The organism is Porphyromonas sp. HMSC065F10 (assembly GCF_001808555.1).
Lineage (GTDB): Bacteria > Bacteroidota > Bacteroidia > Bacteroidales > Porphyromonadaceae > Porphyromonas_A.
Genome location: NZ_KV793772.1, coordinates 1 through 25,635, shown reverse-complemented (window position 1 = coordinate 25,635; position 25,635 = coordinate 1). Strand labels below are relative to the sequence as shown.

The window sequence follows — 25,635 nt, the reverse complement described above, 5'->3', positions numbered from 1 at the left end:
CTCTTCACAATGAGTTGAGTGCCTTCTATGAATTCAAATGCGTCACACCTGATCCCTCGGACGCCTTTAATATTATCTCTGTCGTACCGAATTTACGCCTCTGTGTAAAGAATAATATCCTTTTTTACGAAAAAAAAGAGAACTAAGTTTGTTTTAGCACCAAGTGAAGAAAAATCAAATGGAATCGATAAAAGTGCTACCAGAAGTGAGCAACTAATCGGGGAATAGTACGTACATTTGTGTCGTAAAGCTTGGTGCGAGGCATTTCGATCGCTCTGTCGGACACCAGTGCGAACCTTTTAATTACTTATTTAATACATCATTATGAATCGCTGTAAGCCAAAAAAACTCCTGGGTCTACTGCCGATCCTGCTGCTTCTCCTACAGACAGGATGCACGATCGGTGACGAGCTGAGTGAGACGGCGAACCTGACCCTCTCTGAGGTGGGGATCGTCTCGCTCGATCCGGGTAAGGTGAGTCGCGAGATCGGTGTGACGACGGATGCTCCTGACTGGAGCTGCTATACCGCCAATAGCTGGATCTCGGCCACCAAAAAGGATGATCACACCCTCCTCCTCAGTGCGGAGGCCAATCCCTCCTCAAGTGCTCGCTTAGGCTCCGTGGTGGTGACTGCCTCCGGAGTGCGTCGCCAGCTCACCATCATGCAGGGAAAGGGCACTGAGGTGATCATTGCTCATGCCGGTAGCAGTGCCGGCTCGAGTGAGCTCAAGATCACCCAGTGGGGTGAGACCCGCTCCATCGACGTGGAGAGCGGTACCGACCTCTGGACTGCCAAGAGTGATGACGAGTGGATCACCGTCACGCCCTATCCCGTCGCCAAGCGGATCGATGTCCGCGTAGCTCCCAACCGCAATCGCGAGCCGCGCGAGGGGAAGATCATGATCACCCTGCAGGGCGAGAGCAGCGGAGGTGCTGAGATACGTGTGACCCAGAGTGGAGTTGACTGGTTTATACTCCCCTATATGAATTTTGAGACAGCGACAAGGCCCGATATCCAGCTCTTTGAGAAGGAGAGAGGTGGTGCCATCGAGGATGAGAGTGAGCGCTTCTTCACCTTCTCCACCACGAGCAGCGCCTTCCCTCGTGTCGTATATACGATCTATGCGGGTGGTGCCTACCTGTATGCTCAGGTGGATGCCTCCTCGACGCGACTCCTCCTCGGTGAGGCGCGTCTGGAGCTGATCAGCTTCCTCAAGGAGAATGGCTTCACTGAGCAGGTGGATGAGAATACCTTCCGCCACAAGGATCAGCGCAATCTGACGGTGGAGATCAAGCCTTTCTTCAAGAATACACCACACCTCCTCTTCTCCTACAAGCCGGAGCAGCCTGTAGCGATGCCTACCTTTGAGACTCTGCCACTCGGACTGACCGACTTTGGCATCACGAAGGAAAAGGTGAAGGAGTACGAGGACAGCGTGGGAGGTGAGGAGACCTACAATTATGAGGATGAGTACGAGTTTGTCACTCCTCCGGGTAAGTATCAGGCCGATGGACGGCTCTATCTCTTCCACCAGGATAAGAAGAGCGGCATCTACCTGCTCGAGAAGACCCGTCAGTACTTCCTCGACACGGATCGTGCCTTCTGGAGCTACAAGGGGTACTTCACACCGACCAACGAATTTATGGAGCTCTGCGAGAAAGAGGGCTTCCACTTCGAGGAGTACAATATCCTCGAGCATGTCTACGTCTTTGTCTCCAAGGAGAAGGGGCTGACTATGGGGGCTCAGTGCAAGAAGTTCTTCGGAGATCCCAAGCCGATCATCGTCCTGCAGATCAATCCGGGGACTAAGATGATTGCCCACAAAACCAACCGTAAGTAAACCACCACACGACATAATCAGATCATGAATAAATCACTATATATACTTGCATCGCTCCTCACGGCACTCCTCTGCTTCGGATGTACGCCTGAGAGCTTAGAGAAAGAGCCGACCATGCTCGAGCTCGATAAGCCGGAAGTACGCCTCACCAAGGACAAGGGCGAGATGGTCGTCAGCGTGAAGACCAATGAGGAGTCCGTCGTCGCCATCAGCAATAGAGACTGGATCACCGCAGTACCTGAGGGTACGTCCGTCAAGCTGGTCTATGATGAGAATAAGGTGATCGGCCAGCGTGATGCCGTCGTGCTCGTTCAGGCGGGAGACTTAGTCAAGGCTCTTAAGGTGACTCAGGAGGGCAACGCCCTCGATGTGACCACCGTCCCCGAGGCGATCGTACTGGAGCCGTGGGACAGCGAGGTCACCATCAGTGTCCGCGTCAATGGTGAGGGCTGGACCTGCACCTCAGCCACCGACTGGATCCAGGTCACCTCTCTCCCGTGGAAGAAGGAGGTGATCCTCCGCGCCGATGCCAATAAGAGTGGCGGCGCACGTCAGAGCGAGATCATCTTCCAGGTAGAGGGAGAGGCCGGTACCGTAGCGGTCACTGTGAAGCAGAAGGAGTGGCCGCTCTTCCTCCTGCCCTACATCGACTTTGAGTACGGCACCATGAGCCTCATCTCACGCTTCGAGATGGAGCGCAGGAGCATGATCAAGCAGACGCTCACCGGCTCTGTCTCCTTCACCACCACCAGTCCGATGATGAGCCAGATAGCCTACTCCTTCTCCACCAAGGGTGTGATGACGGCCGCACAGGCTTACATCGCCGCCGACTACACCACTACCGACGAGGATGGAGAGACGATGATCACCAAGGAGGCGATGCATGTCATCGACTCCGCACTCCTCGCAGAGGGCTTTACGGAGAAGCAGGGCAAGCTGCGCTACTTCAATCCCAGCAATCGCGTCGTTGCCTCCATCAAGGATCACACCTACGACCCCAATGTCGAGTACATCTACATCCCGAAGCAGCCGCAGGCATACAAGACCTTCGACAAGATCCCCTATATCCCTGTAGCATTTGGTGCCGACTACAGCGAGGTCCAGAAATACGAGCAGGAGAATGGCGGTGTCTACAACCCCGCCGGCGACTCGTATGATGATGCCCATAACATCTGCTACCACGAGTACAAGGTGCCCGGCAGCAAGGAGATCAAGTCGCGCAACTACTTCCTCAGCTGGGATGCCTCTAAGGGGAAGGTCGGAGCCCTGCTTGCTACCTTCCAGGAGTGGTCTGATATCAATCTGGTCTACTGGGAGTACAATGGTCGACTCAATATCACCGAGGAGTTCCTTGCCCTCTGTGAGAAGGACGGATTCAAGTACAACGGCAAGACCTCTGACGGTAAGATGGATGTCTTCATCAATGACACCAAGGGGATCCAGATGAAGACTCAATTTGCCCACTTCGAGGGCGAGGAGGATCCGTCGCTCGTCATCATGATGCTGCCCTATGTCTCCTCCAAGACGCAGATGAGTGCTCTCGACCATAAGATGACTCAGATGAAGAAGCTATGGAAATGAGAAAAAAGCCAAGTATAGGGCTCTTAGCCCTCCTCACTGCCCTCGGACTCGGTCTTGCCTCCTGCTCCAACAGGACGGCACTTGACCCCGAGGAGCCTGAGCAGTCTGCCGAGGTCAATCCGGCAGGCCAGGGGGCGACCGTCCCCGGTCTCGTCCGCGTCAGACTGACGCCCGAGCTGGCCGACAAGATCGGTACCCGTGCCCTCCGTGCTGATGATCCTGCGCTCCGGAGCTGTGATGCGCCTATGAGTGATCTCCTCCGGAGTATCGGTGCTCGCGAGGTGAGACCGGTCTTCATCATGGAGCCTGCCTATGAGAAGCGTATGCGCCGGGCGGGGCTCCACCTCTGGTACGACATTATCCTCGATGAGAGTGCCGGTGAGAGCACCACACTCCGCTCGGCGTCTGAGGTCGCTGATCTCCCCGGAGTGGATCTGGTGGAGCAGGTGCCTCTCTACCGGACGATGGATGAGCCGGTATTCTTCCCCCTTAGAGCCTATAGCTTTGACTCAGAGCGGGACGAGACGGATGTGATGCCCTTCAACGACCCCTACCTCCGCAAGCAGTGGCACTACCACAATACGGGATCGGGACTCAAGTCGCTCAAGGGGGCTGATCTCAACCTCTTTGAGGCGTGGAAGCAGGAGACCGGAGACCCCTCCGTCATCGTCGCTGTCATCGATGGTGGCGTCTACTACGAGCATGAGGACCTGGCTCAGAATATCTGGGTCAATCCCAATCCCGGTCAGGGCGAGTACAGGGATGATATCCACGGGTACAACTTTGCCGACGAGGATGCCAATATCGCTTACGATGCCCACGGCACGCACGTGGCGGGTGTGATCGCTGCGGTGAATAATAATGGCATCGGTGTCTGCGGTGTCGCCGGTGGTAATGGCAGTCCCGACTCAGGTGTACGGATCATGGTCTGCGATGCCTTTGGGCGAAAGAATGGGCAGGCCTTTGAGCGCGCCTTTGTCTACGCTGCCAATCATGGCGCTGTCATTGCACAGAATTCCTGGGGTGGCTCCAAGTTTATGTCCCCCTCTCTCAAGAAAGCGATCGACTACTTCATCGACTATGCAGGCTGCGATAATGATGGCAATCAGCTGCCCGACTCCCCGATGAAGGGTGGGGTGGTACTCTTTGCCGCCGGTAATGAGTCCTCGGACGATATGTCCTACCCGGCCGCTTACGGTCCGGTTGTGACCATCTCCGCCATGGCTCCCGACTGGAAGAAGGCGTACTACACCAATCGTGGCGAGTGGATCAACCTGATGTGCCCCGGTGGTGACCTCCACTATCCTGGTGGACAGATCTACAGCACCTCGGTACAGAAGAAGGTGGACGAGCAGACGGGGAATATCCTTTCCGTCCAGAGCTACTACGAATTTATGCAGGGGACCTCGATGGCCTGTCCTCACGCCAGTGGTGTGACCGGGCTGATCGTCTCCAAGTATGGCGGACGTGGCTTCACGAATGCCGACTGTAAGCGTCGCCTCCTCTCTGCCCTCCGCCCGTCGGACATCAATGAGTACAATCCGGGATTTGAGGGCATCCTCGGTGCCGGATACCTCGATGCCGCTCGTGCGCTCGACAGCGACTCCTCCAAGGCTCCTGCACAGGTCAAGGACGTAAAGGCAGAGCCGGGATATACCGACCTGACCATCACCTTCCCTGCCGTGGCAGATCCTGATGACCGTACCGCAAGCTACTACGTCATTTACTACAGCGATAAGGAGCCCCTCACCGCCTCTACCTACAAGAGTGCGAAGTCGACCAAGGTCTTCGGACTGAAGTATAATGTGGGCGATAAGGTCTCCTATACCAGCCACAACCTCTCGATCCATCAGAGCTACCACTATGCCATAGTGGCGGTAGACCGCTGGGGCAATGAGGCAGCACCCACCTTCTTCTCCTCCTCTACGCTCGACAATGCCGCTCCTGTGGTGACCGTAGAGGGACCTAAGGAGATCCGCCTCGCCGGCAGTGAGACAGCTCGGCTGCTCCTCAAGGTAGCCGACCCCGAGGGTCACACCTGGTCCTATACCATGAAGGGTGATCTCCTCGGCATCTCAGCCAATAGAGAGGAGGAGACGATCCTCGTCGATCTCTCGGCAAGAGGCTCCGTAGGGAAGCACGACTTCGCTGTGGTCGTGAGGGACCAGTATGGTGCTGAGACGGAGGTGAAGATCTCCTACGAGGTCTACCTCAACTCCGCCCCCGTGCTCTCCAAGCCGATCACGCTCACCTATCTCCCGATAGGCAGTGAGCAGACCATCTCTCTCGGAGACTTCATTACCGACCCCGATGGGCATAAGCTGACCTACGCCGTCACCTCCTCAGCGGATCAGGTCGTCGCAGTGAAGCTGCATGATGGTGTGGTCACCCTCAAGGGACTCACCAAGGGTAGCTCCACGGTACAGATACATGCAGTCGATGAGCTGGGTGCTGAGCTCTATGTCAGTCTCAGCATCAAGGCAGTGCCTGACGATATAGTCTACCATGTATACCCGATCCCGACCTATGGTGACCTCAATGTCGTCCTCTCGGGACAGATCGGTAGCGCCACCATCTCCGTCATCGCCGGCAATGGGTCGGTAGTCTACAAGGAGGCTGTCAGTGGCATCACGGGTGAGGGGAGTACCCACAAGATGGATCTCTCCAAGCTCGCCGGTGGCAAGTATCTGCTCCAGGTGGAGGGTAATAATGGTCTGAAGTATACCCGATACTTCGTGAAGTACTAATCGACTTATACCCTATGTATATCATGAAACCAATATACGTCATTGCTCTCCTCCTCGCCGGGATCACTCTCACCGCATCCGCCCAGGACTCAGGGACGCTACCCGTGCTCTCGCAAAATCCTGATGCACTCTCTGCCGCCATGGGACAGACGGGCGGTAGCACCCTCTCCGGAGGACACTATATCTACTCAGCACCCGGGGCAGTATTTGACCGGAGTGAGCGCTTCTCGCTCTCCTACACCGGCATCATCGGTATGGGACATGACTCGATGTGGTCGGGGAGTGGATTTTACAACGCCGTCACCGGGAGCTGGAGATTTCGCGACAAGCATGCTCTGATCGCAGGCTTCCGCTACCTCGGCGGGGGAAGTGTCCTCACGTCGACGGAGAGCGGGGATGGTCGCGAGATACACCCGATGGACATCACCGCCGACCTCGGCTATGCCCTTCGCATCAATAATCACTGGAGAGCCTACGTGGTGGGACACTTCGTTGAGTCGTACATCGGTAAGATCGCTCTCACCGGTGGTGGGTCGCTCGGTGCCACCTACGGCAGCCGGCTCTCCTCTGTACCCCTCGGGTACACCCTCGGAGCCTCTCTCCGTAATCTCGGTGGAGCGGTACTCTACGGCAAGAAGAGTGGCAAGTACTCCATGCCCGGCTCCGTCACCCTCGCCGGTGACCTGCGCTATGGGCTCACCTCGGAGTGGACGCTGCTCGCTGCGGTGACGGGGGACTACCTTGTCCAGCCCGCCTCTGCTAAGCAGTACGCTGTCGGTGTCGGACTGGGTGCAGCATTCCTGGACGTGATGAGCTTCCAGCTCGGTGGCACCATACTGCCGGGTCGGTACTTCCTCACCGGAGGTCTCGGCTGCCAGCCGATCCGCAATGTCTCCGTAGGTCTCTCCTGTAGGGTAGCCCCGCAGCAGCGGGAGGCCAATCACCTCGCCCTATCTGTAGGCTGTCACTTCTGAGCACTGCAGCATAGGGTCGCTAAGCAACTCCGGCTCTCAGCATAGGGTGACTATGCACCGGAGCCACATCTAATATCGGTATTAGTCGAGACTAATACCGATATTAGTTTTCACTAATACCGATATTAGTCATCTCTTTTACCGCTATTAGTCTGATCATCTCAGGCGAGGGGTATTACACTGGTCCCTAAGAGGGCAAAAAAAAGAGGTCCCCCGTAGGCTTTTTGCCTGCGGGGGACCTCTCTATGGGGGCTCTGTATCGGTGGGGGAGATTACTTCTCAGACTGCTCTGCTCTCGCCTTGTCGCGGAGGAGCTTATGCCGGCGCTGGGTGGGCGTCATGTCGTACTGACGGCGGCAGAAGACGGTGAAGTGGCTGGGGGAGGAGAAGCCAAATTCCTTGATGATCTCCGAGAAGGGCACGGCGGCATCGGCGAGCTGACGGTCGATATACTTCGCCTTCTCCTGCAGCATCCAGGTGTAGGGGGGGACATTGAAGGTCTCCTGAAATCTCTTCTTGAAGACCCGCACCGGCATCCCTCTCTGGTCGGCAAGATCTTGGACGGTCTTGGCGCGGAGGAAGTTTTGGACCACAAACTCCTTGAAGTCGATCTCCTGACGGAGCAGCGGAGCGAGGAGCCCTGCGATCTGCTCCCGCTCGTAGAAGGCTCCGAGGAAGAAGAAGAGCTCCTTGAGCTTTGACTCGTAGATGCTTATGCAATTGAGCTGATGACTATTCATATAGAGCATGCTGTCAAGCACCATCTTGATCGACTCGTGTGTGGGGAGCGAGATGAAGACATGCGATGTGGGTGCCTTGTCCTTGAGCCGAGCGATGGAGTAGTTGTCGCAGAGCTGTGAGGGCTTGCTGAAGAAGAAGGTGTGGACTCTTGTCTCCTTGCCATCGCTATAGATGGTGACAGTACGCTGTGTGCCTAAGAAGAGGAAGTAGTCCCCCCGGCAGGCGTGTCTCTCGGTCTCGTCTCTATAGCTGTAGGAGGAAGTGCGCGCCTCCACGAAGACAAACATGAAGTGCTTCTCGCTGTCGATGGTCAGCTCTTTGCCCCGCTCGAGAGTGTAGCTCTTGAGGGGGCAGCGCAGTGCGCATGCGTAGTAGTGACAATTGAGGTGTCGATCGAGGTCGACGATATCTTTCTTATTGTTGGTAATCATTCCTTCTCCATTACTCTAAATTTCTGTATCCTCTGAGGAGTCCTCAGTCATACGGAAAGTTTTTACAAAGTTAGAACTTTTCTATCAATGGAGCAAGTAAAAAAGCAAAAGGATGATTGTACAATCCACATTTTTCCCTCGGCTGATTTCTGCCCAATTGTGTAGAGGTCCCGGTGGTGGGGGCAAAAAAGAGGGTGCACTCGACGGTATGAATGGAGGGATCTCGGTCCGCGGTGTCGCACTATCAAGCCTCTCCGGGGATTGCGACACCCTTCCGGGGTCGTAGGGAGGGGGACTCAGCGACCCACAAGGGTTCGAGGGGGTATCTGACTACCCTAATGCTCAAATGCGTCACCCCTGCTGTCAAGGATGATGCTATAGTATTAGTATTGTGGAGAAAAGCGCTTGCGTAGCAGCTATAGGGTATCTATATTTGTCCTGTGCTATGCATCACATAGCGAGCTATAGACACCACAGACGTATGAGTAATACACTTACACTACAGATCAAAAGAGATAGCTTTGATGCTATCCTCCGTGGGGATCAAACCACTGAGAGCAGATGGGTATACCCGTCTAACAAGGGCTTATACTTTGACCCGATAGAGGTCAGAGAAAAGGGGTTTACTCCCGATGAGCTGGGCCTTGACGTGAGTGGTGACGAGGATATCATCTACTTTGACACTCTCGGCACAGTACTTAGTGCCCCGAGAGAGTATGACTATCTGAGGCTGATCAATGGCAGGCGCAAGGACGCACCTGAGCTGACTGTTGAAATAGTCGAAGTAAGTCCTGAGATTAATGTCGATGAAGATGACAAACCCTACCTCATTGCAGACACCTATCGGGGCGAAAAGGTTGCGTGTATAGCCTTAGGTATTAATTACACTCTCGGCAAAATCGTAGAGACGAAGAATATCCCATAACAATGCAGATGTTTATTTTTCAGAGCAATGAAGATAACATACAACGGCAAAGAGCACGAGGCGTACGCCCTCGTGATGAAGAGAGAGAATGCCCTTGAGATCCTCAACGGGACCAAGAGGGTAGAGATCAGAGCGTTTACCGAGTTCTACGACAGAATGTTTCTTGATATGGACATCGTCGCAAAGAACGAGCGAGACCCCGAGCACTTTGAGTCACCGATGAAGAAGACCTACTGTGCGCATTTCTACACGATGAATAAGAAAGCACCGTGGTATCTTGACGTATCTATCGACAACATCGGCATTGCGTCATTAGTCGAAGAAGACATCAAGTGGCTTAATGAGACGTACGACTTCCACGACTTCGACAATGAGTGGCAGCAGTTCGTCGGTAAGCCGGACGATGAGATCCCAAGTTTCTACTACCTGGGCATTGAGAAAGTTTTGCAGCACGAGGGGCTGTAAGCCCCATTTTTGTCCGCATCCGTGCCACTGCAGCTCATCCTATCCTGCTCTGAGTATACAAAAACCCGCTTATATTCGGATAACGAGTATAAGCGGGTTGCTTAGGCGGAGAGTGAGGCTCTTTCTCTTGAACCTTTCAAAAAGTTTGAAGTAGAGGAAATAATGCCAACACCTTCTGTAATGCACTTGCATTGGGGATTCCTCCTCAAGTTGTTATGAAATGGACTGATCATAGCGATTACAAGGCTATGAAACCTTACATAGATATTGTGGACGATATCAAGGCAAATGCCATGAGTAGATTCAATCAATTATAATACCGAAACAATATGAGCCAAGAAATAAATAATACGGAGCGACAGGACTTGTCGCTTGTTGTACGAGCAATAGGGTCAGACCTTGAGCAGACGCAAGTACGCATGATAGCCTCTGCAAATGCTGATATGCTTTTCCACTATTGGAAGGTGGGGCATTTTATCCTCTACCTCCAAGAGAAAAATGGTTGGGGAGCGAAAGTGATAGACAAGCTCTCTCAAGCGATAAGACAACAGTACCCAGATAAGAAGGGTTACTCTGCGCGCAATCTGACATATATGTGTCAGTTTGCCAAGGCTTATCCCTTAGAAGTCTTAATGCAGTTGGGAGAGACAGATAAGGCTTTAGAGAATCCTTCTGTGGAGAAAGTCTTGAAGCTAACAAAGGCTCTCAACGAAATTGTGCAACAACCTGTTGCACTAATTCAATCCGCAGACAATCTGTCAAATGAAATTACGCAACAGGCTGTTGCGCAATTATGGAAAGTGTCCGAAACGCTTTCAGCTATCTATCATCACGACATAGAACGGATAGAGGATATTTTCAAGCATTCAGCAGTTGTACGCACCAATTGGGCAAGCCACGTCATCCTTTTGAACAGCAAGCTGCCTTTGGGAGAACGCTATTGGTATATCACACAGGCGACTGCCAATGGGTGGAGTCGCAATGTACTCAAAGTTCAAATAGAGAACAATCTATTCGCACGACAGATAGAAGCAAAGAAGGTGAACAATTTCTCCGTGTGCCTACCACAGCCCCAAAGCGACTTGGCGAACTATCTGATGAAAGACCCCTATATCTTCGACCTCATGGGTCAAACAGAACGGATGGAAGAGCGAGACATTGAGCGGCAGTTGGTGTCGCACATCACCAAGTATTTGCTGGAGATGGGCAGTGGATTTGCCTTTGTGGCACAGCAAAAGCACTTTCAAGTGGGTGACCAAGACTTCTATGCCGACCTTGTCCTTTACAATATCCAACTACATACATACGTTGTTGTCGAGCTCAAAGCAACACCTTTTAAGCCCGAATATATGGGACAACTTAACTTTTATATCAATGTAGTAGATGACACCCTACGTGGAGAGCACGACAATAAGACCATCGGCTTGCTCCTCTGTAATGGTGGCGATAAGGTGGTAGCTCAATACGCCCTCTCGGGCTACGATCAGCCAATTGGTGTGAGTGATTATCAACTGTCAAAGGCTATTCCCGACAATCTAAAATCGGCTCTGCCTACGGTGGAAGAAGTCGAGGAGGAACTAAACCGAGTAATAAATTGAAATATGGATTATCAGATTAAACAAATGATTGGTGATGAGAAAACCCATCGTTATGTATTAGCAAGTAGATGTACAAAGCCCTTAGTGGTAATCGGAGTCAATCCAAGTACAGCAAATGAAAAATACCCTGATCGTACAGTGAGAAAAGTTATGGGATTTGCAGAGCGTAATAATTACGATGGTTTTGTTATGTTAAATCTGTATGCTCAGAGATCAACAAATTTCAATGGTGTACATAGTAAGAGGGATGAAATCCTTCATCAGAATAATCTTGATGCTATAAGAGAATTCTTTAAGACATCCGCTGAATTGGATGTTTTAGTTGCTTGGGGTAATCTTATATCTAAAAGGAATTATTTATTAGATTGCTTTGTAGATATTGTCAATGTACTTCAAGAACAAGAGCGAAAAATCAATTGGAAGCAAATAGGAGAGTTGACAAAATCAGGACACCCAAGACATCCCCTTTATGCTCGTTATGATTTCGGACTAAAGAATTTTGATATCAACAGTTACCTTTAAATGATACATATATCGAGACCTTTGAAAAAGTGAAATGGGGTAGAAGAGACACTCTTTCTTGGATGATTTCTCCAAGAAAGAGTGTCTCTTCTTTTTCTCCTTATTTTTCTAAGGTCTCTTGATACTATATCTAAGTCTTTTTCGGAGCACTTATTTATCCAGCTCCTTAAGGTCTGCTTGGTCTGCCATCTATTGTCACTCCAACAAAGGTAATCTCTTTTTCCTCCCTATCTCAGCACATCAAAATGCGAATTAACCCACATTTGACCCTCGGCTGATTTCTGCCCAATTGTCTAGAGATCCCGGTGGTGGGGGCAAAAAAGAGGGTGCACGCCACAGTACTCTGTGACGTGCACCCGTATGCCTGCGGAGAGTGAGGGATTCGAACCCCCGGTAGCTTGCACTACAACGGATTTCGAATCCGCCGCATTCGTCCACTCTGCCAACTCTCCTCGGAGGTGTGGCAAAGGTACGATATTTTTCTCTTAGAATCCGAACTGCACCTGCGTCCTGATGTGATGCACCGGTCCGAAGCCCTCGTCAGTGCCGAGGGTGCCGGGGACGCGGTACTCGAGCTGCCAGCGGCACTTCTTGGCAAACCATCTCTGGATGCCTATCGTGCCGGTGAGGAGGCTCTCGCTCGCGCTCCGGTCGGTCCTGAGCCAGTCGACCGCTCCGTAGAGCTCGAAGCTCTTAGGCAGGTGTCCGACCACCATAACATAGGCTCCGTCACCGATCGTCTCATCGGTGTCTGCTATGAGGTACTCGGCGGAGAGGGTCACGGGACGGAAGTCGAGGCTGAGGCCGGCACTGACGCTGCTGCGCTTGTAGGCGTCTCCCGCCTGGATCTCTCCCCTCGCACCCATAGCGTGCATCTCGCCACCGAGGTAGGAGGTGTGGAGGGTGATACCTCGGTAGGGGCGGACGTAGAGCGCCCCGCCGTACATCTTGGTGGTGCCGAGATCGAGGGTATTCATCCCCTGACCATTCATCACGGCGAGCTTGTAGGTGAGGATCTTGCCCCAGAGGTCGCCTGACAGCTCGAGTCCGATGTCTCGCCCGGAGGTGCCGCAGTAGAGCGGATCGCCACTCACGCCGGCAAAGTAGCAGGTGGGGGTGGTCCAGCCCGAGGTGAGAGGGAGTAGGGAGGGGGGAATCTGATTCTCCATGCCGAAGGGGGTCTTCATCTCCCCGATGCGGACCCTGAGCTGGGGCATGAGGGTGTACTGCAGCCAGAGCTCCTTGAGCTTCGCCGGGCTGTGGAGCTGGACGAGGATGCCCATGCTCCAGCGGTCGGTGATCTGACCCTTCGCGACGAGGTTGATCTTATTGATGGCAAAGGTATTGGTCCCGTGGACATCGGGACCGAAGGCAGCATCGTAATAGGTCTGCCCCCATCCGGTGACGGTGATGCGGTCACGGAGCTCTCCGGAGCCCTGAGCGGCGGCGGTGAGTGCGAGACCGCAGATGGTGAGTAGGGTAAGGAGTATTTTCCTCATGATGATTGATGAAAAAGGGTTTAGATCGTCTTGACTAAGTCGCCCATGCTCTTCCGCTTACGGGTCGGCCGAGTGGCGTCGGGTAGGGGATAGCCGAGAGCGAGGAGCGCAACGGGGGTCTCCCTGCCCATCTCCAGCCCCATATCCCGGGCGCAGAGAGGTCGGTCAAAGGCATTGATCCAGACGGAGCCGATCCCCAGGTCCTCCGCCTGGAGCTGCATGTAGGCGATCGCAATGGCGGTGTCGGTGTAGAGGGAGTTATTTTCCTTATCCGGATAGACGTAGGCCGCAGCATCCTCCCCCACGATCAAGAGCACCTCGCGGGCGGTGCGGAAGTGGGCTCTATTGTACCACTGCTCCGCACGCTCGCGCATCTCTCTGCTGCGGATCCGGTAGATGCGGAAGGGCTGATTATTGCACGCTGTAGGAGCTTGTACAGCCGCATCGAGGATCAGCTGCATATCCTCCTCCGGTATTTCGCGTGTCGTATCGCACTGACGGACGCTGTAGCGCTCCATCACTAAGTCTCTGAAGTCCATTTGTCTCTGCTCTATGGAGTGGTCTCCCCCTCTTCCACCGGGTGGGGGGAGTGACCCATGGATGCAAAAGTACCTAAATTCGTGCGCTTCCGTTTTACGATAATTCCGTATCTTGCTCTACCAATGATCAAGACACTTCGCACTAATGGATAAGGAAAGTACTACCACCTTTAGAGGCAATGACCGGATCCTCTTCGGATTTATCTGCGGTCTCCTCTCCTTCTGGCTCTTTGCCATGACGCTCCTCAATGTGAGGGGCGAGATGAATGCTGACCTAGGGCTCTCCCCCTCGCTGCTCAATCTCGCCGTCTCGGTCACCTCCCTCGTCTGCGGGATCCTGATCGTGCTCATCGGTGGTCTCGGGGATCGCCTGGGGCACACACGGATGACCCGCCTCGGGCTGATCTTGGCGATCGTGGGGGCGGTGCTCATCGCCCTGACACCCGGTCACTCATCACTCACGGCACCGATCCTTCTGCTGGGACGTATCTGTCAGGGGCTGAGTGGCGCCTGCGTGATGCCCTCGACGCTTGCACTGCTGCGGGTATTCTGGGACGAGAAGGGGAGACAGCGGGCGATCAGCCTCTGGAGTATGGGTACCTGGGGCGGCACCGCATTTAGCTCCCTACTCGGGGGGTATATGACTCAGTGGCTCAGCTGGAGGTGGATCTTCTGGCTCGCTGCGGCGGTGGCTCTCCTCGGGCTTTTCCTCATCCGGACCCTGCCCTACTACCGCCCGGGGAGTGACGCGAAGGGCGGGCGGGACATCCCCGGCATCGTCACGCTGATCCTCGGCATCGTCAGCCTGCAGCTCTATGTGACCGAGGGTCCGCAGTGGGGCTGGGTGGATGTCAAGTCTCTTGGCCTGCTCCTCACGGCGACGATCTTCATCCTCCTCTTCATCGGCATCGAGCGGGGTGCCAAGCACCCCTTCCTCGACCTCCGAGTCTTCCGAAACTCGGTCTACAGTGGCGCCACGGTGGCTAATTTTCTCCTCAATGCCTCCACCGGTATCATCATCATCGTCAGCAGTCTCCTGCAGCTGGCATCCGGTGTGCCGGTGGACCAGGTGGGGCTGATGTCCATCGGCTACGGCGTGTCGATCCTGCTCTTCATCCGTGTGGGGGAGAAGCTGATGCAGCGCTACGGTGCGCGACTCCCGATGCTCCTCTCCTGTGGCACCGTCGCAGTGGCTCTCTGCCTGCTCCTCCCGACGAATGCGATGGCAGGCACCTATATGACGCTTGTCGTGATTGCCTACTCGCTCTTCGGTGCCGGGCTGGGGTTCTTTGCCACAGCCTCTACCGACTCGGCTCTGGCGACACTACCGGAGAGCAGGACCGGTATCGGCTCGGGGATCTTCAAGATGGCCTCCTCGCTCGGCAGCTCCTTCGGCATTGCCATCTCGACAGCGATCTTCCAGGATATCGCCTACTCCGCTGAGCCGATCACCTTCCTCAGTCAGGTGGTCACCTTTGTCGGGCGACAGGACAATGTCACGATCCGTCAGGGGGCGATGGCCGCCTACCTCTACAATCTCATCATCATCGTCATCTCCTTTGCCGTCATCTACTACTCCATCCCCAAGGGTCAGGGCAAGACAACGGTAGCGAGCAAGTAGCAAGGGAGAATTACTCCGCACTGTGCGAGGAGAGATACCGAATCAGTATATCCGAGTCCGTATCGGCTCTGTCCAGGGGCAGAAGATATGAGCTATCGGCTATTTTGTCAAATCCTCCCCCTCCGCTCAAGACATACTCTGACAGAGCGATAGTGTACTCCTTGTCCTCCTCCAGTGGTGCTCCGTCCACTCGGATGATCGGATCCTGATCGGATCTGTCTATCTCCACGCCCGAGAGTGCGACATCGTCTCCGTCTATTATCGCTTTCTCAAGGAGCCTCCGGACGGAGTACCCGGGGAGTCTGACGGGTATGATGCGATTCTCGTAGGGAAGGATGGAGTACACGTCTCTCAGGGTGATATCTCCACTCCTCAGGTCTGCACGGATGCCACCACTCTGTACTAGTGCGATGTCTGTCCCATAATGCTCTCTGAAGGCCTTAGCCACCAGCTCCCCCGTCCGTCGTCGTGTACAAATGCGGTCCTGAGGCAGTGTGGTAAGCCGGACTCCCAGTCGGGACTCGATCTCTTCATCGATTGCCCGGACACGACTCTCCAGACGCTCGTCCGGTCTTACTGACGGACTGATGGGATGTACTGAGAGAGCGTGACTCCCACCCTTACTGCGCAGCGTCACCTCGACGAGGTGACCCATATTGCCGCAGCCATCGACGATCATTTTATCTCCCACGAAGTGTACGTTGGTGATGTACTGGGAGGTCTCCTCGCCCAGTATGAGATCGATCTGAGGACACTCCCGCAGGAGCTGCTCATTGAGCTCGCTATTCATCTGCGTCAGTGCGATGATGTAGTCTGCTCCGGACAGATGACCTACGGCATCCCGGGCGCAGTCTATGATGTCTCTCTGAGTGATCCCTGAGCGGGGCGATGAAGTATTCACCTTATCGACCAGCCCCATAATGCCGATGTTGAGGTCTCCGATCCTGTGAATGGCGAATGGGACACTGCCAATGATGGTACCACCCTCCCTGGTCATAGTATTGCTGCTTATCCACGTAAACCTCGCCCGATGAGTCAGTGCCAGCGTGTTGTCGATGCCGTAGTCAAAGTCGTGCTGACCATAATTGGCGTAGTCAACTCCTATATCACTCAGGAAGTCGACCATCACACTGCCTCTGTAGAGCTTGCCGGCAAGTGTACCACCGCCTAAGTCTCCCCCAAATAGTAGTAGGGCATCCGGGGCGGACTGTCTTATGGAGTCCACCACAGTCTTCATCCTGGCTACACCTCCGAGATAGCCTCCCTCAGTGGCTACCATATCCGGCTCGTGGGCATCATTGAAGTACAGGATACGTATCTGATCCACCTGAGCACTGAGGGCAGGGCATATGGAAAGAGACAATAGTAAGAGTATATAGTATTGAGTCTTCATAGAAAAAAGAAAGCCCCGCACCTCCCAGCTGGGGTGCGGGGCTTATAAGTTAGTTGTTCGTATAGAGTCAGAAAGTCATCGCTGCGGAGAGAGACCAGGTCCTACCGTAGCCAAATGCTACGGTATTAGCCTTGTTGATCCCCTTCCAGTTGTTCTCCGCCTTCTCGTCTGCGGCGATGTTGGAGAATCCCTGGACGATGTACTTCGTATTGAGGATGTTATTGACATTGAGTCGGAAGGAGAGACCCTTGATGGGGCTGGTCTCCTTGAAGCTTAGACGATAGGACACCCCACCATCCAAGAGGTTGTAGGCAGGCATCTTCAGGTTTTTGCTACCCTCTTTCTGGACCTTTTTTGCGTCAATGGCAGCAAAGTTCCGGTCATTGTAGTACCAGTTAAGGTCTGCACTCAGTCCCTTGACAATATACGCCTTGACACCCAGTCGGGTCTGGAATTGCGGAGCACCGCCGACCTCCATATTGGCAAGGTAGAGCTGCGGGTTTTCGCCCTCTACGAGTCGGTTTTGGTCGTCATAGATCTTGGCGACAGCATTGCTCCCATATTTCCAGTTACCATAAGATACCATACCAAAGACATCGAGGAAGTAGATCGGATGGATTGTCGTCTCCAGCTCCACGCCGGTGTGGACTTGATCTACATAGGTCCTTGCCGTTTTCTTTCTGTCACTTGTGCTGAACGACTGATACCGATCCTTCCACTGAGTGTAGTAGGCATTCAGCGCCACGCGAGCAAAGGATGAGTTGTAGACATATCCACCCTCTACACTGACGATTCCTTCATTCTGAACGCCCTCCTCCATCTTGTTGGCTGTGACCTTGTTGTTGTTAGGATACAGCGAAGAGAAGAAAGGCTGACGGGAGAAGTATCCGGCGTTGAGGAAGACGTTGTTCTGACGATTGATCTTCCAGTTGACACCACCCTTGATGTTGCCACCAAGACGATGAGACCACTTGGTCCACTGCTCAGTAGTCGGGACCGTGAAGTACTCGTGACGCTTGTAGAACTGCTCTGAGATAGATCCTTGTACAAAGGCGGAGAGATGCTCGTTGGCATACTCCACCTGTCCGAAAAGGCCGGACCAGCCAACGTGACAGTCGTAGTTGCGCCCCACCTTCTGGGCACTCTGCATCTCATTCACGGCAAGTGGATTGAGATTGAAACCATCACTGATAAATACACCTGCAGAATTGATGTCCACATTGTCATAGTATGCATCAGCACCAAGAAGGTCATTGACCAGCTGGTAGTGCTTGCCTACATAAGAGCGAAGGTCGATACCGACATTGAACGTCCAATTGTCACCCACCTTCGTGTCAAGGTTGGAGAGTAGGCCGTACCAGCTGTGGTTATTCATTGAGGAGCGAAGAACAGTACCCTTTGAATTCCTCTCCTCATGAACAACAATGTGCTTGCCAGCCCATCGATTGTCTTTGCTGTCAACTCTATCCCATGCAATAGTGGGATTGAAACCATTGATCATTTCACCCTTATTGGCTCGCACCAGGTCATCCACTCGTATCAGACCGTTTTCATCGTCAGGAAGCAAGTAGTGAGCTACACCAAACGTTCCGGTACCGCCACCATAGCCCCATGAGCCGTATACAACGGTAGAGAGGGTAGTCTTGTCGGAAATGGTCCAATCCCAATTGAAGTTGGCAATTGGTTTGTGGTAGAAGTTTCGGGAGAAGTTATATGGTTTGCCATTGAGGTATCCCCAGTTGGAGTTGTACTTCAGGCCATATTTCTCAAATGTAGAGATCTTGTCCTGGTAGCTCTGATCATGTACCTGAGGAGCTCCGGTGGTGGTGAAGTTGAAGGAGTGACGATCGTTGTGCTTGTACCCGATGGAGAGGAAGTAGGTGGCACCCTGCCCTGCTGTACAGTCGATGTATCCATCGCCTCGCCAGTAGGAGACAAGAGCACTGACGGCCCACTTGTCGTGTACCCCGGAGTCGTAGTTGACAGAGGTCTTGAAGTAGCCATCGTTACCGGTAGTAAACTTCACACTTCCTCCCTGGTCTCGGTCAGCTGCTTTCGTGACAATATTTGTGGTGCCGCCCACGGAGGAGATACCGATCTTGGAGGATCCGAGACCTCTCTGCTGCTGTACGACGGAGGCAACATCTGCCACACCGGCCCAATTGGACCAATAGATGCCGCCCCACTCCATATCGTTGACCGGCTGACCATTGATCAGTACGAGGACATTCGCCTGGTCAAAGCCGCGAACAGTAAACTTCGCATCTCCGTAGCCCCTGTGGCTGATGGTATGTACACCGGGTATCCCCTTAAGAGCCTCCGGGAAGTCGAGGTTACCCATCTTCTCAGTCACCTGAGGTCCGGTCAGGGTAGTAGCTGCGATAGGCGTCTGCCTATCCTTGACGATGTCAATGAGGCTGTTGCCCACGACCACTACCTCACCAAGGGTGCTGGCGTCCTCCGCCATCTCGATCCGCCCTAAGCGTGTCTTCCCGGGAGTTACACTGATCTCCCTTGTCTTATAGCCAATGTAGGACACCACGATGACCCCTTTGCCATTGATGCTGATGGCGAAATTGCCATCCACATCGGTAGAGGTCCCGTTTGTGGTTCCTTTCTCCAGGACGATAGCTCCCGGGATGCTCTCTCCGGATGTAAGATCTACGACCTTACCGGTGTAGCGCGTCTGCCCCATAGCCATTGCTTCAAGCAACAGAAGTGACAAGACAGCAAAGAATACTCTCGTTCTCATACGCTGAAATCTTAAATACATAAAGTATGTTGGGTAATTAATTTCCGTCTTATCGTCTTATAATTTGCGCAAAGATAACTTTATGGCGTGACAATTTCGTTACTTTCACCCTTGTTGTCCTCTAATGCGATGGAGAGATGATTTGGGGGTGATGCAGAGCGCTATGATAGGGTATGGGTTGCAGCTCTTTACTTTATTGACTTCAAGGCGCATCGGTCTGACAAAAAGGCACACTTATCCCGTCTGAAAAAATGTCGTACCTTTGTCCCCACGAGAGCCCGGGTGGCGGAATTGGTAGACGCGTTGGTCTCAAACACCAATGGAGTAACATCCGTACCGGTTCGATCCCGGTTCCGGGCACATGAAGGAAGAGCCTCCCTGGACACGATGGTCCTGGGAGGCTCGCTTTTTGCACTTATGTATGTGGGTAGCTTTTTTGGTACCTTTGTTAGAGTAAAATTGCAATAGGATATGTCACCATTTTCCATACTCCTTCTCCTCGTCCTCGGGGTGATCCTCTACTCCCTCTGGCCATTGATACGCCAGGTGGTACGCATCAGTGCGGTCCATCGGCAGGTCAAGCGAGAGTACCGCCGACAAGAAGAGGCGGCTCAGGAGCAGGCAGCTCGGGAGGAGCGCGCTCAGAAGAGCAGTGCCGATATCCTCCGCGAGGCACAGCATGACCTCGGTGGAGGTCGCTACGTTGAGTATGAGGAGGTGGATGATGACTCATCCGGCAACTCATGACACTACAATCACTAATAACATAAATACAGTACACTATGAAGATGACTGAAAGACTGATCGCCGCTATCAACGAGCAGATCAATAAGGAGCTCTACTCCGCCTATCTCTACCGCTCTATGGCTATGGACACCGCCGAGCGCGCTCTAGATGGTGTGACCAACTGGCTCAACCTGCAGTCTCGCGAGGAGATGGGACACGCTGAGACGATGATCTCCTACCTCGAGGGACGTGGCGTGCGGCCCGAGCTGAAGCCCATCGCCGGGGTGCCCAATTCCTTCGGGACCCTCCGCGAGATCCTCACTCAGTCGCTCCACCACGAGCAGTCCATCACCAAGTCGATCGAGGAGATCGTCAAGATGGCCACTGAGGATCACGACTACGGAGTACGCATCTTCTTCGAGAAGTTTGTCGTAGAGCAGGAGGAGGAAGAGGAGAATGCACAGCACAACCTTGACCGCCTTGATCTCATCGGTGAGGGTGCCATCGCCATCTTCGACAAGGAGATGGGCATGCGCGAGTAAGAGTAGCTCAGTATACAAGCGTGAGGATAGGCGATCTGCCCATCCTTACGCTTTTTTTTGATGAAATTGCGGAAAGAGATCTCTTATCGCAAAAGGGCACCTGCTGTCACAAAATTATGGGTACCTTTGGTCAAACACTAAAACCAAATCTCAACACAATCATGAAATCAGATATCGAGATCGCCAGAGAGGCAAAGCTCAAGCCGATCCAAGAGATCGCTCAGTCACTTAATATCCCGGAGAAGGACTTCCTCCCCTATGGTCACTATATGGGCAAGATCAGCCTAGATGTCCTCAAGGAGAAGCAGCATGGTGCCGGACACCTGATCCTCGTCACCGCGATCACGCCCACCAAGGCCGGTATCGGCAAGACTACCGTCTCCATCGGACTCGCCCTCGGGATGAATCAGATCGGCAAGAAGGCGATCGTCGCTCTTCGCGAGCCCTCCCTCGGGCCGGTCTTTGGCGTCAAGGGCGGTGCCGCCGGTGGTGGCTACTCGCAGGTGCTGCCGATGGATAAGATCAATCTCCACTTCACAGGAGACTTCCACGCCATCACCTCCGCTAATAACACCATCTCGGCTCTCGTCGACAACTACGCCTACCGCCACCGCAATGACGAGGATGGTCTCTCCAAGATCACCTGGAGGCGCGTGCTGGACGTCAACGATCGCTCCATCCGCCACATCGTCACCGGCCTCGGGGATGGTAATGGTGAAGTGAATGAGACGGGATTTGACATCACGCCTGCATCCGAGATCATGGCGATCCTCTGTCTCGCCAAGGATATAGATGACCTCCGTCGCCGGATCGACAATATCGTCGTCGGGTACAAGAAGGACGGCAGCCCCTTCACCGTGGGAGATATGAAGATCGGTGGAGCGATCACTGTCCTCCTGATGGACGCCCTCCAGCCCAATCTCGTCCAGACGACTGAGAATACCCCCGCCTTCATCCACGGTGGTCCCTTCGCCAATATCGCTCACGGCTGCAACTCTGTCATCGCCACTAAGATGGCGATCCACTACGGCGACTACGCCATCACGGAGGCAGGCTTCGGTGCCGACCTCGGCGCCGAGAAGTTCCTCGACATCGTCTGCCGTCAGAATGGTCTCCAGCCTGCCGCCACAATCCTTGTCGCCACTGCTAAGTCCCTCAAGCTCCATGGTGGTGTCAAGGACGCTGACCTCAGTACGGAGAATGTGGAGGCGCTGAAGAAGGGCTTCACCAATCTCGACCAGCACGTGGAGAATATGCGGAAGTTTGGCCAGAGCGTCATCATCTGCATCAACCGCTTCCCCACCGATACCGAGGCTGAGCTTGAGGCGATCCGCCTCCATTGCGAGGAGCTCGGTGTACCCTTTGCCGTCAATAACGCCTTCGCTGAGGGCGGCAAGGGAGCGACAGAGCTGGCTCAGGTGGTCGTAGATACCATCGACAAGCACCCCTCCAAGCCCCTCACATTTGGCTACGATCTCGACAGCCCGGTCAAGGAGAAGATCGAAGCGCTCACGAGAGAGATCTACCGGGCAGATCGCGTGGTCTACGACAAGAAGGCCATCAAGGCGCTCAAGATGATCGACGAGCTGGGCTACGACAAGTTCCCCATCTGCATCGCCAAGACGCAGTACTCCTTCTCCGACGATGCCTCCCTCCTCGGGGCTCCGAGAGACTTTGAGATGCATGTCAATGACATCGTCGTCACCACCGGTGCTGAGATGATCGTCGTCATCATGGGCAGCATCATGCGTATGCCGGGGCTCCCCAAGGTTCCCAATGCCGAGAAGATCGACATCGTCAATGGTGAGATCGATGGTCTGAGCTGATCGACCCTGTTATTAAATATAGAGGGGGCTGTGCCTATGCGACACAGCCCCCTCTATATAATATATATATAAATAAGGTGTATTCCATCAGTGCCTATTGTAGAGCTTGTCAATCAAACTAGTGTGGTCGGCTTTTTGGTGGGCTGTCCGACAGCTAAGTTTTTGGTACCTTTGAGACGATAGATTATGACACATACACTCATTAGTATCCATATATGAAAGGACGCGTACTTATTATCGGTGCCGGTGGCGTCGGTACCGTCGTGGCTCAGAAGGTAGCCATGAATAGGGACATCTTCACCGACATCACCATCGCCAGTCGGACGAAGAGCACCATTGATGCCCTCGTGGCTAAGATCCCCGGAGGCAAGGACTTCATCAAGACCGCTCAGGTCGATGCGGACGATGTGGAGCAGCTCTGCGTGCTCATGGAGCGCGTACAGCCCGAGCTGGTGATCAATGTCGCCCTCCCGTACCAGGACCTCCCCATCATGGATGCCTGCCTCCGCTGCGGGGTCAATTATCTTGACACCGCCAACTACGAGCCCAAGGATGAGGCGAAGTATGAGTACAGCTGGCAGTGGGCGTATCAGGATCGCTTCAGGGAGGCAGGCCTCACCGCCATCCTCGGCTGCGGGTTTGACCCCGGTGTCTGCAGCGTCTACACCGCCTACGCTGCCAAGCACCACTTCGACGAGATCACCCACCTCGATATCGTCGACTGCAATGCGGGAGATCACCACAAGGCCTTTGCCACCAATTTCAATCCCGAGATCAACATCCGCGAGGTGACCCAGCACGGGCGCTACTACGAGGACGGCAAGTGGATCACCACCGAGCCGCTCGAGATCCACAAGACGCTCACCTACCCCGAGGTGGGTCCCCGTGAGAGCTACCTGATGTACCACGAGGAGCTGGAGAGCCTGGTGAAGAACTACCCCTCCCTCCGTCGGGCGCGCTTCTGGATGACCTTCGGGCAGGAGTACCTCACGCACCTCCGTGTGATCCAGAATATCGGCATGGCGGGCATCGAGCCGATCAAGTACAAGGGCATCGACATCATCCCGCTGCAGTTCCTCAAGGCAGTCCTCCCCGACCCCAAGGAGCTCGGGAGCGACTACACCGGCCAGACCTCCATCGGCTGTCGCATCCGCGGGCTGCGTGGTGGCGAGGAGCACACCTACTACATCTACAATAATACCGACCACGCTGCGGCCTACAAGGAGACCGGCGCCCAGGGTGTAAGCTACACCACCGGTGTCCCGGCGACGACCGGAGCGATCATGTTCTTCAAGGGGCTCTGGAGTGGTCACGGAGTCTTCAATGTGGAGGAGTTTGACCCCGATCCCTTCCTCGAGGAGGTGGCAAAGCAGGGGCTCCCTTGGCACGAGCTACACGACATTGATCTGGAGCTCTGAGGATTTTTTCATAGGAAAAGAATAAGTGACAAGCAGTACTATGGCAGATAAGAAAGAGATGGGCGAGGACCAGAGCATCACCGAGGAGATCGAGGGCGCAGCCCCTAAGTCTCATCGCGTGGAGGCTGATCCCAATAAGCTCAAGGCTATGCAGGCGGCTCAGGCCAAGATCGAGAAGACCTTTGGCAAGGGCTCGCTGATGAATATGGCCTCCCAGGAAGTGCAGCCCATCGAGGCGATCCCCACCGGCTCCCTCACGCTTGACCTCGCACTCGGTATCGGTGGCTATCCCCGCGGTCGCATCGTAGAGATCTACGGCCCGGAGTCCTCCGGTAAGACCACGTTGGCGATCCACGCCATCGCTGAGGCGCAGAAGCTTGGCGGCCTCGCTGCCTACATCGATGCAGAGCACGCCTTTGACCGCGTCTATGCCGAAGCTCTCGGCGTCGACCTCTCCCGTCTCTGGATCTCTCAGCCTGACGATGGTGAGCAGGCACTTGATATTGCCGAGAACCTTATCCGCTCCTCCGCTGTCGACGTCGTCGTCATCGACTCCGTCGCAGCCCTCACCCCCAAGAGTGAGATCGATGGAGAGATGGGAGAGAATAAGCTCGGTCTCCAGGCACGCCTCATGAGTCAGGCGCTCCGCAAGCTCGCTGCCCTCATCAGCAAGACCCGCACCTGCTGCATCTTCATCAATCAGCTCCGCGAGAAGATTGGCGGCTACGGCAATCCTGAGACCACCACCGGTGGCAACGCCCTCAAGTACTACGCCACCATCCGCATCGACATCCGTCGCAGTACCGCCCTCAAGGACGGCGAGGAGCAGGTGGGCAACCTCACCAAGGTCAAGGTGGCGAAGAATAAGGTCGCCCCGCCCTTCCGTCGAGCAGAGTTTGACATCATGTACGGCAAGGGCATCGCCAAGTCGGGCGAGCTGGTCGACATCGCAGTCGATATGGGCATCATCGACAAGAGTGGCTCCTGGTACAGCTACGGAGATATGCGCATGGGCCAGGGACGCGAGGCGGCCAAGACTCTCCTGGAGGAGAATCCCGACCTCGCTGACGAGATCGAGGCCAAGATCAAGGCTCGTATCGCAGAGGACAACGCAAGCAAGGAATAGGTAGGAAAGGGCGCATTGACGGGTGCGGTTGGCAATTTCGGTGCTTAAAGTCAAAAAGTTTGCTAACGAGATGTTTCATCCCTGTTAAGTAACAGCTTTGGCCACCTTGATGTAAACGCCATTTTGTCGCACCTTTGCACCATTACAATCACAAGATGCGTAACCTAATCAATCTTTCTTACCTAACATCCTAATATTTTGTGGAACCTATAGTAAGGGTTGCACGTGAGTGCAACCCTTATTTTTCTCCACAGGAAAGAAAGGACCACACTATAGAGTGGGCAGATCCGTCGCAAGCGGGTCTGCCCTCTTCTTTGCCCAGTCCGCTCTGAGAGAAATCTAATACCGATATTAGTGATCTCTAATA

At 54.1% G+C, this 25,635-nt stretch carries 19 protein-coding genes, 2 tRNA genes and 1 pseudogene; 16 read left to right on the top strand and 6 right to left on the bottom strand.

Annotated elements, in window-relative coordinates:
* The first annotated feature begins 324 nt into the window (after positions 1 to 324).
* The 4 genes from HMPREF2890_RS03165 to HMPREF2890_RS03150 are packed head-to-tail and all read left to right on the top strand — an operon-like array spanning position 325 to position 7,144.
* Positions 325 to 1,842 carry a BACON domain-containing protein gene (locus HMPREF2890_RS03165; protein WP_070465242.1) on the top strand — a complete coding sequence of 506 codons (1,518 nt, stop codon included), beginning with the start codon at positions 325 to 327 and terminating at the stop codon, positions 1,840 to 1,842.
* Between the two features lie 24 nt (positions 1,843 to 1,866).
* On the top strand, positions 1,867 to 3,423 hold the full coding sequence (locus HMPREF2890_RS03160; protein WP_070465234.1) for a BACON domain-containing protein: 1,557 nt from the start codon (positions 1,867 to 1,869) through the stop codon (positions 3,421 to 3,423).
* Complete coding sequence (locus HMPREF2890_RS03155; protein WP_070465228.1) at positions 3,414 to 6,170, top strand: S8 family serine peptidase; 2,757 nt, start codon at positions 3,414 to 3,416, stop codon at positions 6,168 to 6,170. Before HMPREF2890_RS03160 ends, HMPREF2890_RS03155 begins: the two co-directional genes overlap by 10 nt.
* 23 nt (positions 6,171 to 6,193) lie before the next feature.
* Positions 6,194 to 7,144 (top strand): PorV/PorQ family protein, encoded by a 951-nt coding sequence (locus tag HMPREF2890_RS03150; RefSeq protein ID WP_168160408.1) that lies wholly within the window; start codon positions 6,194 to 6,196, stop codon positions 7,142 to 7,144.
* A gap of 272 nt (positions 7,145 to 7,416) precedes the next feature.
* Here HMPREF2890_RS03150 and HMPREF2890_RS03145 read toward each other — a convergent pair whose 3' ends face one another.
* A complete protein-coding gene (locus HMPREF2890_RS03145) occupies positions 7,417 to 8,316 on the bottom strand; it encodes a helix-turn-helix transcriptional regulator (protein WP_070465218.1) in 900 nt (299 codons plus the stop codon).
* 481 nt (positions 8,317 to 8,797) lie between these two features.
* Between HMPREF2890_RS03145 and HMPREF2890_RS03140 the strand changes: the two genes are divergently transcribed.
* The 5 genes and pseudogenes from HMPREF2890_RS03140 to HMPREF2890_RS03125 all read left to right on the top strand — a co-directional run bounded on the left by HMPREF2890_RS03140 (position 8,798) and on the right by HMPREF2890_RS03125 (position 11,826).
* Positions 8,798 to 9,241, top strand: a complete 444-nt coding sequence (locus HMPREF2890_RS03140; protein ID WP_070465215.1) for a hypothetical protein — start codon at positions 8,798 to 8,800, stop codon at positions 9,239 to 9,241.
* 27 nt (positions 9,242 to 9,268) lie between these two features.
* Positions 9,269 to 9,706, top strand: coding sequence for a hypothetical protein (locus HMPREF2890_RS03135; protein WP_070465211.1), 438 nt, complete (start codon positions 9,269 to 9,271; stop codon positions 9,704 to 9,706).
* A 176-nt stretch (positions 9,707 to 9,882) separates the two neighbouring features.
* Positions 9,883 to 10,023: pseudogene (locus HMPREF2890_RS08790) on the top strand (site-specific integrase); the annotation flags it as partial.
* 12 nt (positions 10,024 to 10,035) lie between these two features.
* A complete protein-coding gene (locus HMPREF2890_RS03130) occupies positions 10,036 to 11,304 on the top strand; it encodes a PDDEXK nuclease domain-containing protein (protein WP_070465207.1) in 1,269 nt (422 codons plus the stop codon).
* Positions 11,305 to 11,307: 3 nt separating this feature from the next.
* Positions 11,308 to 11,826 (top strand): DUF1643 domain-containing protein, encoded by a 519-nt coding sequence (locus HMPREF2890_RS03125; RefSeq protein WP_070465201.1) that lies wholly within the window; start codon positions 11,308 to 11,310, stop codon positions 11,824 to 11,826.
* A 367-nt stretch (positions 11,827 to 12,193) separates the two neighbouring features.
* Here the strand turns inward: HMPREF2890_RS03125 and HMPREF2890_RS03120 are convergent.
* The 3 genes from HMPREF2890_RS03120 to HMPREF2890_RS03110 all read right to left on the bottom strand — a co-directional run bounded on the left by HMPREF2890_RS03120 (position 12,194) and on the right by HMPREF2890_RS03110 (position 13,864).
* Positions 12,194 to 12,278 (bottom strand) — tRNA-Ser (locus HMPREF2890_RS03120).
* Positions 12,279 to 12,311: 33 nt separating this feature from the next.
* Complete coding sequence (locus HMPREF2890_RS03115; protein ID WP_070465192.1) at positions 12,312 to 13,325, bottom strand: hypothetical protein; 1,014 nt, start codon at positions 13,323 to 13,325, stop codon at positions 12,312 to 12,314.
* Between the two features lie 20 nt (positions 13,326 to 13,345).
* Positions 13,346 to 13,864: a nitroreductase family protein gene (locus HMPREF2890_RS03110; RefSeq protein WP_070465189.1), complete on the bottom strand. Its 519-nt coding sequence runs from the start codon at positions 13,862 to 13,864 to the stop codon at positions 13,346 to 13,348.
* Positions 13,865 to 14,009: 145 nt separating this feature from the next.
* On the opposite strand from HMPREF2890_RS03110, the gene HMPREF2890_RS03105 reads away from it, so the two are divergent.
* The gene (locus HMPREF2890_RS03105; RefSeq protein WP_070465185.1) at positions 14,010 to 15,485 is read left to right on the top strand and encodes an MFS transporter; all 1,476 of its coding nucleotides are present in this window, start codon (positions 14,010 to 14,012) and stop codon (positions 15,483 to 15,485) included.
* Between the two features lie 10 nt (positions 15,486 to 15,495).
* On the opposite strand, the gene HMPREF2890_RS03100 is transcribed toward HMPREF2890_RS03105, so the two are convergent.
* Both HMPREF2890_RS03100 and HMPREF2890_RS03095 read right to left on the bottom strand, forming a co-directional pair.
* The gene (locus HMPREF2890_RS03100) at positions 15,496 to 16,848 is read right to left on the bottom strand and encodes a bifunctional metallophosphatase/5'-nucleotidase (RefSeq protein ID WP_168160407.1); all 1,353 of its coding nucleotides are present in this window, start codon (positions 16,846 to 16,848) and stop codon (positions 15,496 to 15,498) included.
* A 97-nt stretch (positions 16,849 to 16,945) separates the two neighbouring features.
* Positions 16,946 to 19,630, bottom strand: coding sequence for a TonB-dependent receptor (locus HMPREF2890_RS03095; protein ID WP_070465179.1), 2,685 nt, complete (start codon positions 19,628 to 19,630; stop codon positions 16,946 to 16,948).
* Positions 19,631 to 19,906: 276 nt separating this feature from the next.
* Here HMPREF2890_RS03095 and HMPREF2890_RS03090 point away from each other — a divergent pair.
* The 6 genes from HMPREF2890_RS03090 (at position 19,907) to recA (ending at position 25,268) form a co-directional block, all read left to right on the top strand.
* Positions 19,907 to 19,990, top strand: a tRNA-Leu gene (locus tag HMPREF2890_RS03090).
* A 111-nt stretch (positions 19,991 to 20,101) separates the two neighbouring features.
* Complete coding sequence (locus tag HMPREF2890_RS03085) at positions 20,102 to 20,377, top strand: hypothetical protein (RefSeq protein WP_070465176.1); 276 nt, start codon at positions 20,102 to 20,104, stop codon at positions 20,375 to 20,377.
* Positions 20,378 to 20,412: 35 nt separating this feature from the next.
* Entirely contained in the window at positions 20,413 to 20,898 is a 486-nt protein-coding gene (locus HMPREF2890_RS03080; protein WP_083289765.1) for a ferritin, read from the top strand.
* Positions 20,899 to 21,059: 161 nt separating this feature from the next.
* Positions 21,060 to 22,724, top strand: coding sequence for a formate--tetrahydrofolate ligase (locus HMPREF2890_RS03075; RefSeq protein ID WP_070465173.1), 1,665 nt, complete (start codon positions 21,060 to 21,062; stop codon positions 22,722 to 22,724).
* 215 nt (positions 22,725 to 22,939) lie between these two features.
* Positions 22,940 to 24,142, top strand: coding sequence for a saccharopine dehydrogenase family protein (locus tag HMPREF2890_RS03070; protein WP_070465172.1), 1,203 nt, complete (start codon positions 22,940 to 22,942; stop codon positions 24,140 to 24,142).
* Positions 24,143 to 24,182: 40 nt separating this feature from the next.
* On the top strand, positions 24,183 to 25,268 hold the full coding sequence (recA, locus tag HMPREF2890_RS03065; protein WP_070465169.1) for a recombinase RecA: 1,086 nt from the start codon (positions 24,183 to 24,185) through the stop codon (positions 25,266 to 25,268).
* The last annotated feature ends 367 nt before the right edge of the window (positions 25,269 to 25,635 follow it).

What these genes read in the sequence shown, in the direction of transcription:
- HMPREF2890_RS03165 (WP_070465242.1), top strand. Translation starts at nt 325, where the DNA reads ATGAATCGCTGTAAGCCAAAAAAACTCCTGGGTCTACTGCCGATCCTG.
- HMPREF2890_RS03160 (WP_070465234.1), top strand. Translation starts at nt 1,867, where the DNA reads ATGAATAAATCACTATATATACTTGCATCGCTCCTCACGGCACTCCTC.
- HMPREF2890_RS03155 (WP_070465228.1), top strand. Translation starts at nt 3,414, where the DNA reads ATGGAAATGAGAAAAAAGCCAAGTATAGGGCTCTTAGCCCTCCTCACT.
- HMPREF2890_RS03150 (WP_168160408.1), top strand. Translation starts at nt 6,194, where the DNA reads ATGAAACCAATATACGTCATTGCTCTCCTCCTCGCCGGGATCACTCTC.
- HMPREF2890_RS03145 (WP_070465218.1), bottom strand. Translation starts at nt 8,316, where the DNA reads ATGATTACCAACAATAAGAAAGATATCGTCGACCTCGATCGACACCTC.
- HMPREF2890_RS03140 (WP_070465215.1), top strand. Translation starts at nt 8,798, where the DNA reads ATGAGTAATACACTTACACTACAGATCAAAAGAGATAGCTTTGATGCT.
- HMPREF2890_RS03135 (WP_070465211.1), top strand. Translation starts at nt 9,269, where the DNA reads ATGAAGATAACATACAACGGCAAAGAGCACGAGGCGTACGCCCTCGTG.
- HMPREF2890_RS03130 (WP_070465207.1), top strand. Translation starts at nt 10,036, where the DNA reads ATGAGCCAAGAAATAAATAATACGGAGCGACAGGACTTGTCGCTTGTT.
- HMPREF2890_RS03125 (WP_070465201.1), top strand. Translation starts at nt 11,308, where the DNA reads ATGGATTATCAGATTAAACAAATGATTGGTGATGAGAAAACCCATCGT.
- HMPREF2890_RS03115 (WP_070465192.1), bottom strand. Translation starts at nt 13,325, where the DNA reads ATGAGGAAAATACTCCTTACCCTACTCACCATCTGCGGTCTCGCACTC.
- HMPREF2890_RS03110 (WP_070465189.1), bottom strand. Translation starts at nt 13,864, where the DNA reads ATGGACTTCAGAGACTTAGTGATGGAGCGCTACAGCGTCCGTCAGTGC.
- HMPREF2890_RS03105 (WP_070465185.1), top strand. Translation starts at nt 14,010, where the DNA reads ATGGATAAGGAAAGTACTACCACCTTTAGAGGCAATGACCGGATCCTC.
- HMPREF2890_RS03095 (WP_070465179.1), bottom strand. Translation starts at nt 19,630, where the DNA reads ATGAGAACGAGAGTATTCTTTGCTGTCTTGTCACTTCTGTTGCTTGAA.
- HMPREF2890_RS03085 (WP_070465176.1), top strand. Translation starts at nt 20,102, where the DNA reads ATGTCACCATTTTCCATACTCCTTCTCCTCGTCCTCGGGGTGATCCTC.
- HMPREF2890_RS03080 (WP_083289765.1), top strand. Translation starts at nt 20,413, where the DNA reads ATGAAGATGACTGAAAGACTGATCGCCGCTATCAACGAGCAGATCAAT.
- HMPREF2890_RS03075 (WP_070465173.1), top strand. Translation starts at nt 21,060, where the DNA reads ATGAAATCAGATATCGAGATCGCCAGAGAGGCAAAGCTCAAGCCGATC.
- HMPREF2890_RS03070 (WP_070465172.1), top strand. Translation starts at nt 22,940, where the DNA reads ATGAAAGGACGCGTACTTATTATCGGTGCCGGTGGCGTCGGTACCGTC.
- recA (WP_070465169.1), top strand. Translation starts at nt 24,183, where the DNA reads ATGGCAGATAAGAAAGAGATGGGCGAGGACCAGAGCATCACCGAGGAG.